The organism is Bacteroides sp. NSJ-48, from assembly GCF_014287405.1.
Lineage (GTDB): Bacteria > Bacteroidota > Bacteroidia > Bacteroidales > Bacteroidaceae > Bacteroides > Bacteroides stercoris.
In genome coordinates this window covers 41,273-57,737 of sequence record NZ_JACOOD010000012.1, presented here as the reverse complement: position 1 = coordinate 57,737, position 16,465 = coordinate 41,273, and the positions used below count along the sequence as shown (strand labels likewise).

The window sequence follows — 16,465 nt, the reverse complement described above, 5'->3', positions numbered from 1 at the left end:
GATTAATGATGTATGGTTTACTCTGTACTGTACTTTTATACTCAGTCTCTGTACGCTGTTTCATCGGCTGTTGTTTTTCTTCTTGCTTCCCGGCGGGCCCGGCATGAACGGGCTTTTCTCACCGTTTGGTTCCTGCGGCATATCCGCTGTTGGGCCTTCGCCCGGCATGCGCCCTATGGTGGCTTCGGTCACTACTGTCGCACCTTCATCGATGCCGCTTACAATCTCCGTATTCACACCGTTGGAGATACCTACCGTTACCGGATGCGCGATGAATGTATTGCCCTCGCGTGTCCAGAGTTTGTGTTCGCTTTCGCAATCTTTCACAATGTCATTCTCGCCGATAAGCGGCTTTTCGGGTGTGAAGCGGAGCGCACGTGCCGGAACGGAAAGCACATTCTTGCGGTCGAGTGTGTAAATCGTGACGTTGGCCGTCAGGCGCGGTTTCAGTTTCAGGTCGGGGTTGGGAGCGGATATGACAACCTCGTAGGTGACGACCGTACCGGATGTGCCGCTGCTGCCAGAACTTGTAGAGCTGTCCTCTCCCAAGCGGATTTGCGTTACTACGCCCTCAAACGTGTCATTGGGATAGGCGTCTACGCTAAACGTCACGCGCTGCCCGTCTTTCACACCGCCTATGTCGGCTTCATCCACGTCGGCCACAACCTGCATCTGCGTCAGGTCGGCGGCGATGGTGAACAGGGTAGGGGGCTCGAAACCGGATGCCACCGTTTGCCCTTCCTCTACCGCACGGTTGATGACCACGCCGTCGATGGGCGAAGTGATGGTGGCGTACGACAGGTTGCGCTCCGCCTTTGCCAGCGATGCCTGACTGCTTTCGTAGCTGCTTTTCGCTTTCTCGTAATTGTAGACGGACTGTTCGTAGTCGGTATCGCTGATAAGCTGCTTTTCGTGCAGTCCCCGGTTGCGTTCGTAGTTCTTCCGCTGATATTCGTATTCGGCTTTCGCACCGTTGTAGGCGGCGCGTTGGGATGCTACTTCGCTTTGCAGGGTCACACGGTCCATTTCGGCTATGAGTTGGCCTTTGGTAACTACGGAATTGTAGTCGGCATATATCTTGTCGATGATGCCGCTTACCTGCGTGCCGACTTCCACTTCCGTTACCGGTTCGATGGTGCCGGTGGCGGTTATGGATTCCGATATCTCGCCTTTGATTACGGTGGCTGTCTCGTAGGTCACTTTATGCTTGGCCGTGGAGCCGCCGAAAAGCCGGATGCTTATGCCGGCTACCGCCACAACGGCTACGGCGATAAGGATAATCTTTTTCTTGTTCATATTCTGTATATCATTATTGGGTTTTAAGTAGCGTTGGTCTATACCGCAAGAGATAGTTGCGTATGGGGTTTATTATATTGAATAGGTCAAAGCGTAATCTGTTCTCCCTGGTAGAATTTCAGCAGTTGCGTGTTCAGTATTGCCATGTATTTGGCTTGCAGGGTTTCCTGTTGCGCGTTGAGCAGGTTGTTTTTCTCGGTCAGCAGTTCCACGGTATTCTTCATGCCGAGGTTGAATTGCTCTTGGATGAGGTCGTAGCTGGTCTGTGTGCTGCGCAGCTTCTCTATGGCGGCAACATAGCGTTGCTGTGCGCTGTTGGCATCCAGCCATAGCCCTTCGATGGTTTTGTACAGGTTTTTCTGATTGTCCAGCAAGTCCAGTTCGCTGTTCTGCTTCTGTATCTTGGCCTTCTGTACGGCGCTCTTGGTCTGCCGGTTGTTGAAGATGGGTACGCTTACGGTTACTCCCAAGGAGTTGTTCCAGTTCTGCTTGATTTGTTCGCCGAAGGTGAAGTCGTTGCCGTTGGTGTTCGTGCTACCTATGCCTGCACTGAGGCTGATGGTGGGGATGTAACCGGAGCGGGCAATATTGATGTCGAGTTCCGAGGCTTTGACATTCAGCCGGCCTGCTTCGATTTCCGGACGCAGGGTGAGGGCGGAGCGGTAGACATCGGTCTTTGAGGGCAGCGGCGACAATACATTCTCATCGCCGAGTGTGGGGATGTAAAGCGTCATTTCCTTTTCGCCGTCCAGTTCGAGGAGTTGTTTCAGTTGCAGTTTGTAATCTTGCAGGGTAGCTTGTGCCGTTACCAATTGATATTTGTCGGTGCTGACCTGCGCTTCCAGTTGGGCGAGGTCGCTCCTGGCGATGCTTCCCGCTGCAAGCAGGGCGCGTGCCCGTTCGCATTCCGCCCGGCTGACGTCGAGGGTTGCTTCATTTACCTTGACGGCTTCGGCTGCATAGAGGATCTGCACGTAAATCTGCGTGATGCTCTCTTCGATGGTGTTCTCGCTTTCCGCCACGCCCAATTCGGCAATGCGGTTGTTCATCCGCTGCTGTTTCAAGGTATTCAGCCGTTTGCTGCCGTTGTAAAGCGTCCAGTTGGCATCGATGCCATAGCTGCCGTTGTAGCTGGTCTTGCTTTGGCTGCTGGTGATGTTGTCGCCGTCTATTATCGTATTGGTCTGGCTGTTGGGCCGGTTTACGATACGTTGGCTTACGGATGCCGTGAGGCTGGGGAAGAGAGCTGCCCTGGCGGTCTTTACGTCCACTTCGGCGCTCTCGGCATTGAGTCGGTTCTTGCGTATCGTGATGTTTTGCTGCAAAGCATAGTCGATGCAGGCTTGCAGGTTCCATTGTGCGGGAAGCGTCTGCGTGCTGTCCTGCTGTTGCGTACCGATAGCGGTTTCCTGTGTTTGCGGCATAGCATTGCCGACACAGGTGCTTGCCGCACAGAGCGATATTACGGTCAATCTTTTTACATTTATCATATTACCTTGTTTCTATGGTTTTACCATTGCAAAAGTATGCGCAGCCTCTTGAAACAGCAAAAACAATAGACCATTGCCGGGATTGTGCCGACGGATTACTTTTTCCTGCCGATAATTAAGAGTTTGCTTTGCTGTTTTTATGAGATGTCAAAATACACTTGCTGATAGAAGCCAATAGTAAGCGAATTTCAGTTTTGACCCCGTAAAGACAGTGGATATCCTCCCAAAGAACTTCTTTATAGAATACCGGACAAAAATCAAGCCGGCTATAACTTTTCAGTTTTTTATTTGTTATTTATATAAAAGTATTTTATATTTGTAATGATTATAATTTGAATTTTATGAAGAACCTTGTTACCAGTATCTGGCAATTCTATGTCGATGGCTTCCGAAGCATGACATTGGGGCGTACCTTGTGGCTGATAATTGCAATCAAATTGTTTATCATGTTTTTTATTCTTCGTCTTTTCTTCTTTCCGAACTATCTGAATGAAGCTGCCGGAGAAGGCGATAAGGAAGATTACGTCAGCAGTGAACTGATTATGCGGGCGGGAAGATAGGGGATAGTGATAAGCGGTTAGTGATTAGCGATTAAGGGGGGAGTGAGGTATTCCTTTTCCTTATTTATACCTTATACTTTATATTTTATACTTTAATTTCATACTTAATATTTATTCTCATGCTTGAAAACATTGACACTTCTCTGATTGATTGGTCGAGAGCGCAATTTGCCTTGACCGCTATCTATCACTGGATTTTTGTGCCGCTTACTTTAGGATTGGCGGTAATTATGGGCATCATGGAAACGGTGTATTACCGTACGGGTGACAAGTTCTGGAAACATACTGCCAAGTTCTGGATGAAACTCTTCGGCATCAATTTTGCCATAGGTGTGGCAACGGGACTGATTCTGGAGTTTGAATTCGGTACGAACTGGAGTAATTACAGTTGGTTCGTGGGCGACATCTTCGGTGCGCCGCTTGCTATCGAAGGTATTCTGGCATTCTTTATGGAAGCCACGTTCATTGCTGTGATGTTCTTCGGTTGGGACAAGGTAAGCAAACGTTTCCACCTGGCTTCTACCTGGCTTACGGGACTTGGTGCTACTATCTCCGCCTGGTGGATTCTGGTGGCGAATGCCTGGATGCAGAATCCGGTAGGTATGGAGTTCAATCCCGATACCGCCCGTAACGAGATGGTTGACTTCTGGGCGGTGGCCACTTCGCCGATGGCAGTCAATAAGTTCTTCCACAGCGTGTTGTCCGGCTGGGTGCTGGCTGCGGTGTTCGTGGTAGGTGTGAGTTGCTGGTATCTGTGGAAAAACCGTGAGAAGAAGTTTGCTTTGGCAAGCATAAAGATAGCTGCCTGGGTAGGACTGTGTGCCGCTGTGCTTTCTGCGTGGACGGGCGACGGTTCCGGTTATCAGGTGGCACAGAAACAACCCATGAAGCTTGCTGCCATGGAGGGTTACTATCAGGGGCAGGAAGGAGCCGGACTGGTGGCTTTCGGCATTCTCAATCCCGACAAGAAGACGGCCGACGACGGTAAGGATGCTTTCCTCTTCCGCATGGAGATTCCCAAGTTCCTTTCATTGCTTGCCGAGCGCGATTCAAAGGCTTTCGTACCGGGCATCAACGACCTGCTGAAAGGCGGTTATCCCTTGAAAGACGGTACAACCGCGCTCTCTGCTCAGGAGAAGATTGAAAAGGGAAAGACGGCTATCGGGGCTTTCTCCGCTTATCGTGCCGCCAAAGCTGCGGGCAACGATGCCGAGGCGCAGGTGGCTGCCAAAGTGTTGAAAGAGAATGTGGCGTATTTCGGTTACGGTTATATCAAGGATGTAAACGAACTGGTTCCCAACGTGCCGCTCACCTTCTATATGTTCCGTGTCATGGTGATGCTGGGCGGGTACTTCATCCTCTTCTTCATCGTGGTTCTCGTCCTTGCCTACAAGAAGGATTTGTCGCAGATGCGCTGGATGCATTGGGTGGCGATGCTGACCATTCCGCTGGGTTATCTTGCCGGGCAGGCAGGTTGGGTGGTTGCCGAATGCGGACGTCAGCCGTGGGCCATTCAGGATATGTTGCCCACAAGTGCCGCCATTTCCAAACTGGATGTCGGCTCCGTGCAGACCACATTCTTCATTTTCCTTGTACTGTTCACCGTTATGCTGATTGCCGAAGTAGGCATTATGCTGAAAGCCATACGGAAAGGACCGGAAAAAGAACTTTCTCATCAATCATAACTTATAACTCATAACTTATTACATGAATACCTATATATTTCTTCAACATTATTGGTGGTTTATAGTATCCCTGTTGGGAGCCATCCTTGTATTCCTGCTGTTTGTGCAGGGTGGTAACTCGCTGATATTCTGTCTGGGCAAGACGGAAGAACAGCGCAAGATGATAATAAACTCTACGGGGCGCAAGTGGGAGTTTACGTTTACTACGCTCGTAACGTTCGGCGGTGCGTTCTTTGCATCGTTCCCGTTGTTCTACAGTACGAGCTTCGGCGGTGCGTACTGGCTGTGGATGATTATCTTGTTTACTTTCGTGTTGCAGGCTGTAAGCTACGAGTTTCAGTCGAAAGCGGGCAATCTGTTGGGCAAGACGACGTATCGCGCTTTTCTGGTGATAAACGGAGTGGTAGGGCCGGTGCTGCTGGGCGGTGCGGTGGCAACGTTCTTCACGGGTTCGGAGTTCTATATCAACAAAGGTAATATTGCCGATACGGTGATGCCGGTTATCAGCAGTTGGGCCAATGCGGGGCACGGGTTGGATGCGTTGCTCAATCCGTGGAATGTAGTGTTGGGACTGGCTGTGTTCTTCCTGGCGCGTATTCTCGGTGCGCTTTACTTCATTAACAATATCGGCGATGCGGATTTGGTGAAACGTTGCCGTCGTGCACTGTGGGGCAATACGGGGCTGTTTCTGGTGTTCTTCCTTGCATTCGTTATCCGTACGCTGCTTGCCGAAGGCTACGCGGTAAATCCGGAAACCGGAGAGGTATTTATGGAACCCTATAAGTATCTGACAAACTTTATCGAAATGCCCGTGGTGCTGCTCGTATTCCTTATCGGTGTGCTTGCCGTGCTTTGGGGAATTGTCCGCACGGTGTGGAAACCGTCTTTCGACAAGGGGATATGGTTTGCAGGCGCAGGCACTGTGCTCACGGTATTGGCGCTGTTGCTGGTGGCGGGTTATAACAATACTGCCTATTATCCCTCTACCGCCGACCTGCAAAGTTCGCTTACGCTGGCAAACAGTTGTTCCAGCCAGTTTACGTTGCGGGTAATGGCCTACGTGTCTGTCCTAGTTCCTTTTGTGCTTGCCTACATTTTCTACGCATGGCGCAGCATCGACAGGAAGAAGATAGATGCCGCAGAGATGCAGGATGAAAAAGGACACGCCTATTGATTTTATAACTCCGGGGATTTGCTCCCGGTTTCCCTGGAGTTTCTTTGAAAATGCCGGGGGATATAAGAGAAAACTCCTCACGTTTGGGTTGTAAACGTGAGGAGTTTTCTTTTATGGTTCCGGATATTCCGGACTCTGTAATCTCTTTTGTCTGGCAGATTTTTCTGCCTTATGTATTCTATTATTTATGTGCTTTTGTGCAAATGTAGTGCATATTCCTTTTTCTGACATAGGAAAAAGCCGTTTATTTCTTTCTCTGTTTAGATGCGTAAGGTTTTTCCGGTGGAAATTTCGGTACAAGTTTCATTAGCCGCAGTATCTGTCCCTGCCTTTTCCGGATATAACTTGAGGGGTTTGCAGAGTCGAAGCGTAGAGGGTTGGGCAGAGTGGCGGCAATCAGCGCGCATTGTCCGGCAGTGAGCTTGGCGGCGGTGGTATGGAATTTATACCGGGCTGCGGCTTGCGCCCCGTAAATGCCTTTGCCCATTTCTATGGAGTTGAGGTAGACCGTCATAATCCGCTTTTTGGACCAGAACAGTTCTATCATCCACGTGAAGTAAACTTCAAAGCCCTTGCGGAGCCATGAGGATTGCGGCCACAGAAATACATTCTTCGCTGTCTGCTGGCTGATGGTGCTTGCACCGCGTTTCCGTTTGCGTTTTTCGTTCTCTTTCATGGCTTTCCGTATTTCGATGAAGTCGAAGCCGTTGTGTGTGGCAAACCGGTTATCTTCCGACGCAATGACAGCCATAGGCAGGTGAGGGGAGATTTCATTGAACGGTATCCACTCGTGATGCCATGCGGGGCTTTCTCCTTTAAATATCTGTTGCACGCTTCGGATAACCATCAGCGGCGTGACATATACCGGCATAAAACTATAAACCACTACCGTTACAGCAGTGGATATAAAGAAGAAGAGCAACAGATTGCGGATAATCCGTAAGGGTTTGGAGAATTTCATGGGAATGATGATTGGAAATTTGCTTCACCGCAGGGGACACAAAGAGAGTTTACGGAGTTTTTCAGATAACGGAATTTTTCGGACATAAGAACAAAAGAACAGATTCTGTGATGCCGCATCACTATCGGCATTCTTCAGTGTTTTTTTTGTTCTTTTGTTCTTATGTCCGAAAACCGGATTGTTATTTTCCCGCTTCCGCATTCTTAATCATCTGCTCGCTGGCATACATGAATATTACCACACGGCGATTTTCGCTCGCCGACAGGCTTTCGTCGTATTCATTGTAGCCCACACCTTCCACTTGCTTGAACTGAGAGGGAGATACGCCGCAATCCTGCAGATAATTCTCTACGGCATAGGCACGGTTCTTGGACACCTTCATGTTGGCTTCGTACGTACCGACCTTGTCCGTATGGCCTATGATGGCGATGTCCGTAGTTGTGTCTTCCTTCAGAATCTTGGCGAGGTCGCGCAAGGAAGCTTTCGCATCGTTGCTCAGCGTAGAGGAGTTGAAAGCAAACAGAATACCGGAGTCGAACGTCACCTTGACGGCATCCAGATTATTGGCATCTTTCACCATTTCCACCTGTGCGCCTTCAATCTTGGCGGCTTCGGCAGCCTTTTTATCCATCTTATGACCGATAGCCACACCTGCGCCCGTACCTACCGCTGCGCCTACTGCCGCACCGATAGCAGCGCCTTTACCCTTGCCGAACAGTCCGCCGATAATAGCTCCTGCCGCAGCGCCCGAGCCACCGCCGATAATGCCGCCTTTCGTCGTATTGTTCATTGTACCGCAACTACCCAGTAGTATGGCACCGCTCAGCAGGAATGCTGTCATTTTCATCTTTTTCATACCTTTTATTTTTTAATTGGTTCAAGTTTTACTAATGCAAATTTATGTATATAATACATTTGTTGGCATTAAAAAGTTTACCATTGCAGTTTTTTTAGAGAATTTTCCTTTTAATAAAGAGAAAACGGCCGGTCTTATACGTTACTTGTAATTCAGGAAGTTTTCCTGCACCAGCTTTCCTGCCTGCCACACGGCGCGTATGTTCAGTTCCTTGTCCATGATGAGGATGTCGGCGTCCTTGTCCTTTTGCAGGGAACCTTTGCGGTCGTACACGCCCATGATGCGTGCCGGGGTTTCGGAAGCCATGCGCAGGGCGTCGCCCAACGGGATACCCGCCTTGACCATAGTACGCACCAGCACGTCCATGGTGGCGATACTGCCTGCCAATGAGGAGCGGTCGGCAAGCTTGCACACACCGTCTTCGATGATGTAGCGCGGGTCGTTGATTTCCTTGCCTTCGGTGGCGGCGCAGGAGAGGGCGTCCGTTACGAGGCAGGTGTGCTCTACACCTTTCAGCTTGTATGCCAGTTTCAGGATGGTGGACGGCAGGTGGATGCCGTCGGCAATGAGTTCGATGGTCATGCCGTCGGTCAGGTAGACACTTTCCACAGTGCCTTCGTACTTGTACTCGCGGCGTTTGTGGAAGCCGGGCATGGCGTTGTAGAAGTGGGCGGCATGGGTAAATCCGGCTTCGTAGGCGGCACGGATGCCGTCGTATTCGGCTTCGGTATGCGATACGGCTGCCAGTATGCCTTTTTCGCGCAGGTAGCTTGCAAACTCCAGTGCTCCGGGCAGTTCGGGAGAGGCGTCCCAGCGGCGGATGCAACGGGTGCTTTCCACCAACTCACGGTATTCCTGTCCGTCAATCTCCTTCACCTGGTCGGCAAACTGTTCGCCTGCCATTTTCTTGTTGAGATAGGGACCTTCAATGTGCAATCCCAGTACGGGGCTTCCGGGCTCTGCCATAAGCTTTTCGCACACTTGGGCTGCCTGGTGCAGCTTTTCGAACGGAGACGAGGAAATGGTAGGGTAGAAACTCGTAGCGCCATGACCGAGGTGTGCATTGATGATGCTGCGAAACGCTTCTTCGGTACATTCGGTGAAGTCGTGGCCGCCACCGCCATGTGCGTGCATACACACGAAGCCGGGCACGATATACATGCCTTTGGCATCGATGAGGCGTGCGCCGATGAGGGCGAGGTCACAGTTGGTCACTTCGAGTATTTTTCCGTCGCGCATCAGGACGGAACCTTCATTCAGCCAGCCTTGCGGGGTGAATATGCGTCCGTTGATAATTTGAGTAAGCATTTTTAGATTTATGATTTAAGATTTATGAATTATAATCCCAGCGTTGTGCTTTTGAATTTATCGAAGGCCAAAATTAAGCATTATAAATTAAAAATCCTATACGCGGGATTTTTTAATCATCTTCTTCTCCGTCTTCGGTGGCGGCGTTGTTTCTGCCGGTATTTGCGTATCTTGCCGTATACCAGCCAGACGAACAATACTCCGAATACGGAGAATATCAGCAGTACGATGCCCGTGTTGAGGTTGTCGCCTTTCACACGGCTCCACATTTCGAGTACGAGTTCGGTGCGGTTGCCGAAGTCGCGTATCATGGCGCAGCGTTCCACCACTTTTCTGTCGGGATATTGCACGGGGTTTATCTGCAGGCTGTCCGCACCCACACCTTCACCGAAGAAATAGCTGAGGTCGGAACGTGTCGCGATGGCGGTGTCCTGTTTGGCTTCCATGATTTCGGGGGTGGCAACGGCGCTGACGTAGCCTATGGCGTCCATATTGCGCAGGGCGATGTCGGGCCGGCAGAGGTAGTTGATGAAGTAAGCGGCAGCTTTGGGATTGCCTGCATATTTGGGGATTACCCAGCCGTCGTACCAGATGTTGCTGCCTTCGCGCGGCACTTCGTAGGCAAGGTCTACGCCCACAGCACGGGCTTCTTCGATGGCCCATACGGCGTCGCCGCTCCAGGTGAGGTTGAGCCAGGTCTTGTTCTTGGTCATCATCTCCTTGCCGAAGTCGGCTTCCCAGCCTGCGATGTTGGGCTTCATGGCTTTCAGATACTTCTCGGCAAGGGCTATGGCTTCGGGAGAGTTATCGTTCATCAGTTGCTCCACGGTGACGGTGCTGTCGGCAAGCTGGCGGGCATGGGCGTAGATGATGGCGGTTCCGTAGGCATCGCGGTAACTGTCTTTCATCAGGATTTTGCCTTTGTTTTTGGAGTTCCAGAGGCAGTGCCAACTGCCGGCTTCGTCGGGGGTGATGAAGTTGCGGTTGTAGAGGATGCCGGCTGTGCCCCACATATAGGGTACGGCATAGTCGGTGGTGGTGCGTCCCGGCTGGCTGGTCTTGTTCAGTTCCCGGCGGATGTAGGGGGAGATGTTGGGCAGATAGTCCGGGGTCTTGCCGAAATTGCGGTCGATGGGCAGGAGAAGGTCTTTCTTCAGCATCCGCTCGATGATATACTCCGAGGGGCATACCACGTCGAAATCCTCGTGGCCGCGCTCTATCTTGGTGAGCATGATTTCGTTGATGTCGAACACCTGGTAGATAAGGCGGATGTCCTCGCCCGTCTGCTGTTTGTACCAGGCGGGAAATTCGGCCAGTACATCTTCGTCGATGTAGTCGGCCCAGTTGTAGATTTTCAGTACGTGGCTGCGCTCTTCGCCCGAATCCTTGCACGAGACGGCTGCGAGGACGAGGCAAAGGAGAAGGAATATGTCTGTTAATCTTTTCATTTTTTATTCAGCAGGTTTATCTTGACTATGCTTTCGCTTTTCGGCTTACGGGATGAATCTCTCCGTGCTGCGGGACGAATACTCTTAGCTCGCGAGACGCAGGCGGACTTAATTCTTCCGTGCACGTTCCGCACGCTTGTTGATGACAATCAGCAGCACCAGCACCGTAATGAAAATAAGGGTGGACAGAGGACGCAGCTCCGGTGTCAGTCCGCCTTTGCGCGCATCGGCGTAGATGTAGGTGGAGAGCGTTTCCAGTCCTTCGTTTCCAATGGTGAATATGGTTACTGCGAAGTCGTCGATAGAGAGCGTAAAGGCAAGGATGAAGCCGCTTATCATACCCGGAAGTATCTCCGGCAGAATTACCTTGCGCAATGCCTGAAAGGGAGTGGCGCCAAGGTCGAGGGCGGCTTCGTATACGTTCTGGTTCATCTTCTTCAGGCGGGGCATTACGCTCAGCACTACGTAAGGGGTGCAGAATGTGATGTGCGCCAGTACCACGGTTGTGAATCCCTGCGAGATACCGCAACTGACGAACAGCAGGAACAGCGACACGCCCGTAATGATGTCCGCATTCATCATCGGAATGGCATTGGCGAAGTTCATCACCCGGCGCGTGCGTGTGCGCAGGTTGAAGATACCGATGGCCGCGATGCTGCCCAGCGCCGTACTGGCGGTGGCTGCCAGCATGGCAATGGCAAAGGTGTTCCAGATGGCGCTCGTCAGCGAGTGGTGCATGCCGCCCGTGAAGAGGGAGCTGTACAGCTTGGTGGAGAACCCCGTCCAGTTGCCCAGCACTTTGGCTTCGGTGAAGGAGAATACCATGATGATAAGGATAGGCGAGTACAGCAGCGCAAGCAGCAGCCACAGATAGCCTTTGGCAAGAATACGCGTCATCATATCACACCTCCGCTTTCATTGGATGCGCCGTCCTCTTCATTCGTAAAAAGGATGGTGACGCCTATCAGCAATAGCATGATGAGCGACAGGGCTGCACCGTAGTTCCACATTCCGTTGTATATGTTCTCCTGCACGGTTGTTCCGAAGAGCTTGATGTTGTTCATCGTCAGCAGTTCGGCTATGGCAAAGGTGCTCACCGTGGGCATGAACACCATTACGATGCCGCTCATGATGCCCGGCATGGAGAGGGGCAGGATTACTTTGCCGAATACCTGCAAGGGGTTGGCTCCGAGGTCTTGGGCGGCTTCTATGAGGCTGCGGTCCATTTTCTGCAGAGTGTTGTAGATGGGGTATATCATGAACGGCAGGAAGTTGTAAACCATGCCGAACACGAGTGCGCCTTCTCCCAGCGGCAGGTTCAGAAAGTCGAACAGCGCCACTGTGGCGAGCGTGCGTATCAGTATGTTCACCCACATGGGCAGGATGAACAGCACCACCATGGTCTGCGAAGTGTTGAACTGCTTCTGGCTGAGGATGTATGCTGCCGGATAACCCAACAACAGGCAGGTCAGCGTGGTGATGAGAGCGATGCCGATGGAGTAGATGAAGGTGTTCATTGCCTCCGGGTGCATCATGAACTTGCGGAAGTTGGCAAAGGTGAAAGCTCCGTCGGCATCCGTAAAGGCGTACAGCACAATAAGCAGTAGCGGCACTATTGCAAATATCAGCAGGAACAGTGCGTAGGGCAGTGTCCAGTTGCGTCGCCGCAGGAAGAAATGGGATAATTTATCAAACATTACTCTATTATATCTTATCAAGCGCTACTCTATTTAATCAAGTATTGCTTTATTATATTAAGATTATGGACGGTAAGATACCTTATCGTTTTATCACCCTTATGTTTTCGGGAGCTATCCGTATGCCCACGCGGTCTCCGTCGTCCCAAACATCGCTGGTGTCTACGAAGATGTCCTCGTCCCAATCGGTAAACACGGTGAGGTGATAATGGTTTCCTTTGTAGAGGATGAATTTCACTTCGCCCGTCAGTCGTCCGTCTTCTTCGTTATCCTCTAGGATAACGTTTTGGAAGTCCACTTCCACTGTTACGGGCATTTCGAGACCGATGCCTTGCACCGGACTGCATTCGAAGCTGCAACCCAGGAATTCCACGTGCGTTTCGTCCAGGAGTTTGCCCTCGAAAGTGTTGCAGGTGCGTTCTTTCTTCATTACGTGGATGTCGAAAGGTTTTACCAGCAGACCCACTTCGCGGCCTGCCTCGAAGCAGTGGTAATCCTGCACCATCAGCTCATAACCCTCGCGGGTCTGTACCAGCATTTCGTAGTGCACGCCTTTGAAGATGGAGCTTGTTACGGTTCCCGTGAGTTGCGCCGCATCCGAGGGTTCGAAGATGTAGATGTCCTCCGGACGGATTACGACGTCCACCTGTGTACGGTCGCCGAAACCGGTATCCACGCAGTCGAACTCGTGTTCGCAGAAGCGGACGAGCCGGTCGTGCACCATGACACCGTTCAGTATGTTGCTCTCGCCGATGAAGTCGGCTACGAAGGAGTTGATAGGCTCGTTGTAGATGTCTGTCGGAGTGCCGATTTGCTGTATCCTGCCTTCGCTCATCACGACGATGGTGTCGCTCAGGGTGAGGGCTTCTTCCTGGTCGTGGGTGACGTATACGAAGGTGATGCCCAGCTTCTGGTGCATCTCTTTGAGCTCCATCTGCATGTCCTTGCGCATCTTCAGGTCGAGGGCGGCAAGGGGCTCGTCGAGGAGCAGCACTTCGGGCTCGTTGACGATGGCACGGGCTATGGCAACGCGCTGTTGCTGTCCGCCGGAGAGGGAGTCCACGTCGTGGTCTTCATAGTCGGTCATGCCCACCATGCGGAGCGCCTGCTTCACTTTCTTTTCGATAGTGGCGGCGGGGAGCTTCTTCAGCTTGAGGCCGAAAGCAATGTTGTTGAATACGTTGAGGTGGGGAAACAGGGCGTACTTCTGGAACACCGTATTCACTGGGCGGCGGTGGGGCGGTGTCTGCGTGATGTCTTCTCCTGCAATGGTAATCACTCCTTCCGAAGCTGTCTGGAAGCCTGCAATCAGACGCAGCAATGTCGTCTTTCCGCAACCGGACGGTCCCAGTATCGTTACAAACTCGCCCTTGCGGACAGACAAATTCACATCATTCAGTACGGCTTTGTCTCCGAAGAACTTCGATACGTGCTCTACACTGATGATGCAATCGGACTTTTGCATAAGCATTTCTTACTTTATCCAAACCTGTTAAACAAAACTCTGCCCGGCATGCGGGCGGACGTAAAAATTGGGGCAAAGGTACATACTTTTTGTGAAAACTTTACGGGTAACGGATTATAAGTTTAAAGTAATTTGCCGATACTCGCAATAAGTCATAACTTTGTGCCCCCGTAACATTAAATTCCTTATAAGAATGGAAAAGAAAATCGTACTCATCACAGGTGCTTCTTCGGGTATAGGAGAGGGCTGTGCGCGTAAATTTGCCATGAATGGCTACCGCCTGATTCTCAACGGACGGAATGTAGAGAAACTGACTGCCGTAAAGCGCGAACTGGAAACGGAATACCATGCGGATGTCTGTCTGCTGCCTTTCGACGTTCGCGACCGCGGGGCTGCGAAAGCGGCTCTCGACTCGCTTCCCGAAGAATGGAAAGCGATAGATATCCTCATTAATAATGCCGGACTGGTAATCGGCGTGGACAAGGAACACGAAGGCAATCCGGACGAATGGGACATCGTGCTTGATACCAATATCAAGGCATTGCTTGCCATGACCCGCCTGGTGGTTCCCGGAATGGTGGAACGCGGACGCGGCCATGTCATCAATATGGGTTCCATTGCAGGCGACTATGCCTATCCGGGCGGTAGTGTATACTGTGCCAGCAAGGCTGCCGTAAAGGCGTTGTCAGACGGCTTGCGCATCGACCTTGTGGATACTCCCGTACGGGTAACCAATATCAAGCCCGGCCTGGTGGAGACGAACTTCTCCGTAGTGCGCTTCCGTGGCGACAAGGCGGCTGCCGATAATGTGTACAAGGGCATCCGTCCGCTTACAGGCGACGACATTGCCGAAGTGGTGTACTTTGCCGCTGCTGTTCCCGAACATATACAGGTGGCGGAAGTGCTGGTAATGCCTACCAATCAGGCTACGGGTACAATCGTCAGCCGGAAATAAGCACTCTTCCGTAACAACAGAATCTAAGAGAATAAGAGTAAACTCTGCCAATCATGACTAATAAGTACGAAGAACGCCTGGGCACGGAGCGTATGCTGCCTTTGGTTTTCAAGATGGCGCTGCCTGCGGTGGCAGCACAGTTTGTCAATCTGCTTTACAGCATTGTAGACCGTATTTACATCGGACACATACCGGGCATCGGAACCGATGCGCTGGCGGGAGTGGGAGTGACCATTTCGCTCGTTGTGCTGATTTCTTCTTTCTCTGCCATTGTGGGTGGTGGCGGTGCTCCGTTGGCTGCCATTGCCCTCGGACAGGGCAACCGTCGCCGTGCCGGAAAGATACTTGGCAATGGCTTTACTCTGTTGATTCTTTTCACTTTGCTCACTTCGTTCATAGCCTATACCTTTATGGAGCCTATCCTGCTTTTTACGGGTGCTTCGGAGCATACGCTGGGCTATGCGGAAGACTATCTTTCCATTTATCTGTTGGGGACGCTGTTTGTGGAAGTGTCTACCGGACTGAATGCTTTCATTAATGCACAGGGGCGCCCTGCGGTTGCCATGTGTTCGGTGTTGATAGGGGCGTTGTTGAATATTATTCTTGATCCGATATTCATATTCTGGTTGGATATGGGAGTGAAAGGCGCTGCATTGGCTACGGTGCTGTCGCAGGCTTGCAGTGCGGTGTGGGTGCTGTCCTTCCTATTCTCACGGCGCGCTTCCCTGCCTTTGGAAAGGCGGTATATGAAGCTGGAAAAGAGTATCGTGCTCTCCATGTTGGCGCTCGGCGTATCGCCTTTTATCATGGCGAGTACGGAAAGCCTGGTGGGGTTTGTGCTCAACAGCAGTCTGAAAGAATTCGGAGATATCTATGTCAGTGCGCTTACCGTTCTGCAAACGTCTATGCAGTTTGCCAGCGTGCCGCTGACGGGGTTTGCGCAGGGCTTTGTTCCGGTGGCAAGCTATAACTACGGGCATGGCGACAAGCAGCGTGTGAAGGAGTGCTTCCGGATTGCGCTGATTACCATGTTTTCTTTCAATCTCGTCCTGATGCTGTTTATGATTTGCTTCCCTGCGATTGTGGCATCCGCCTTTACAAGCGATACAAGGCTGATAGAAACTGTCCGCTGGACGATGCCTGTATTCTTGGGCGGCATGACGATTTTCGGGTTACAGCGTGCCTGTCAGAATATGTTCGTGGCGTTGGGGCAGGCCAGAATATCCATTTTCATAGCATTGCTGCGTAAGGTAATCCTGCTGATACCATTGGCGTTGATACTGCCGCATTTTATGGGAGTAGCAGGTGTATATGCGGCAGAAGCCATATCCGATGCTACGGCTGCCATTTGCTGTACGCTGCTGTTTTTCTGGCAGTTCCCTAAAATACTGAGGAAAATAAAAAGCAAAAGCCTGTCTGAATAAGGTATGTTCTTGTTATGGCATTCCGTTTCTAATTTCAGAATCAATGATTCGGGTATAAATATCCGTAAATCATATACAATTCGGTTTGCGTAATCGCGGTAATTTTGCAATTGGAAAACAACCGGAAATATCACTAACTTCATACG

14 protein-coding genes are annotated in these 16,465 nt (G+C 51.2%); 5 read left to right on the top strand and 9 right to left on the bottom strand.

Features of this window, described 5'->3' with window-relative positions; translation table 11 throughout:
* Window positions 1–60: 60 nt before the first annotated feature.
* Together H8S52_RS07790 and H8S52_RS07785 are read right to left on the bottom strand one after the other, a co-directional pair.
* Window positions 61–1,296, bottom strand: a complete 1,236-nt coding sequence (locus H8S52_RS07790) for an efflux RND transporter periplasmic adaptor subunit (RefSeq protein ID WP_186909572.1) — start codon at window positions 1,294–1,296, stop codon at window positions 61–63.
* An 86-nt stretch (window positions 1,297–1,382) separates the two neighbouring features.
* Complete coding sequence (locus H8S52_RS07785; protein ID WP_022104858.1) at window positions 1,383–2,786, bottom strand: TolC family protein; 1,404 nt, start codon at window positions 2,784–2,786, stop codon at window positions 1,383–1,385.
* A gap of 341 nt (window positions 2,787–3,127) precedes the next feature.
* Here H8S52_RS07785 and H8S52_RS07780 point away from each other — a divergent pair, with 341 nt between their 5' ends.
* From H8S52_RS07780 to H8S52_RS07770, 3 genes are all read left to right on the top strand, one after another.
* On the top strand, window positions 3,128–3,346 hold the full coding sequence (locus H8S52_RS07780) for a DUF4492 domain-containing protein (RefSeq protein ID WP_005651830.1): 219 nt from the start codon (window positions 3,128–3,130) through the stop codon (window positions 3,344–3,346).
* A gap of 119 nt (window positions 3,347–3,465) precedes the next feature.
* Window positions 3,466–5,031: a cytochrome ubiquinol oxidase subunit I gene (locus H8S52_RS07775; protein ID WP_117985042.1), complete on the top strand. Its 1,566-nt coding sequence runs from the start codon at window positions 3,466–3,468 to the stop codon at window positions 5,029–5,031.
* A gap of 22 nt (window positions 5,032–5,053) precedes the next feature.
* Window positions 5,054–6,205, top strand: coding sequence for a cytochrome d ubiquinol oxidase subunit II (locus tag H8S52_RS07770; RefSeq protein WP_022104856.1), 1,152 nt, complete (start codon window positions 5,054–5,056; stop codon window positions 6,203–6,205).
* A 244-nt stretch (window positions 6,206–6,449) separates the two neighbouring features.
* On the opposite strand, the gene mtgA is transcribed toward H8S52_RS07770, so the two are convergent.
* The 7 genes from mtgA to potA form a co-directional block, all read right to left on the bottom strand.
* Window positions 6,450–7,166, bottom strand: coding sequence for a monofunctional biosynthetic peptidoglycan transglycosylase (gene mtgA / locus H8S52_RS07765; RefSeq protein WP_016662348.1), 717 nt, complete (start codon window positions 7,164–7,166; stop codon window positions 6,450–6,452).
* 181 nt (window positions 7,167–7,347) lie between these two features.
* On the bottom strand, window positions 7,348–8,022 hold the full coding sequence (locus tag H8S52_RS07760) for an OmpA family protein (protein ID WP_022104855.1): 675 nt from the start codon (window positions 8,020–8,022) through the stop codon (window positions 7,348–7,350).
* Window positions 8,023–8,163: 141 nt separating this feature from the next.
* On the bottom strand, window positions 8,164–9,330 hold the full coding sequence (gene nagA / locus H8S52_RS07755; protein ID WP_117985043.1) for an N-acetylglucosamine-6-phosphate deacetylase: 1,167 nt from the start codon (window positions 9,328–9,330) through the stop codon (window positions 8,164–8,166).
* Window positions 9,331–9,446: 116 nt separating this feature from the next.
* Window positions 9,447–10,778, bottom strand: a complete 1,332-nt coding sequence (locus H8S52_RS07750; protein WP_117985044.1) for an ABC transporter substrate-binding protein — start codon at window positions 10,776–10,778, stop codon at window positions 9,447–9,449.
* Window positions 10,779–10,886: 108 nt separating this feature from the next.
* Window positions 10,887–11,678, bottom strand: a complete 792-nt coding sequence (locus H8S52_RS07745; RefSeq protein ID WP_005651813.1) for an ABC transporter permease — start codon at window positions 11,676–11,678, stop codon at window positions 10,887–10,889.
* Window positions 11,675–12,475 carry an ABC transporter permease gene (locus H8S52_RS07740; RefSeq protein WP_005651811.1) on the bottom strand — a complete coding sequence of 267 codons (801 nt, stop codon included), beginning with the start codon at window positions 12,473–12,475 and terminating at the stop codon, window positions 11,675–11,677. Before H8S52_RS07740 ends, H8S52_RS07745 begins: the two co-directional genes overlap by 4 nt.
* Before the next feature lie 82 nt (window positions 12,476–12,557).
* Window positions 12,558–13,940 carry a polyamine ABC transporter ATP-binding protein gene (gene potA, locus H8S52_RS07735; protein ID WP_186909571.1) on the bottom strand — a complete coding sequence of 461 codons (1,383 nt, stop codon included), beginning with the start codon at window positions 13,938–13,940 and terminating at the stop codon, window positions 12,558–12,560.
* A 193-nt stretch (window positions 13,941–14,133) separates the two neighbouring features.
* On the opposite strand from potA, the gene H8S52_RS07730 reads away from it, so the two are divergent.
* Window positions 14,134–14,895: an SDR family oxidoreductase gene (locus H8S52_RS07730; protein WP_117985049.1), complete on the top strand. Its 762-nt coding sequence runs from the start codon at window positions 14,134–14,136 to the stop codon at window positions 14,893–14,895.
* Between the two features lie 53 nt (window positions 14,896–14,948).
* A complete protein-coding gene (locus H8S52_RS07725) occupies window positions 14,949–16,319 on the top strand; it encodes an MATE family efflux transporter (RefSeq protein WP_117985051.1) in 1,371 nt (456 codons plus the stop codon).
* The last annotated feature ends 146 nt before the right edge of the window (window positions 16,320–16,465 follow it).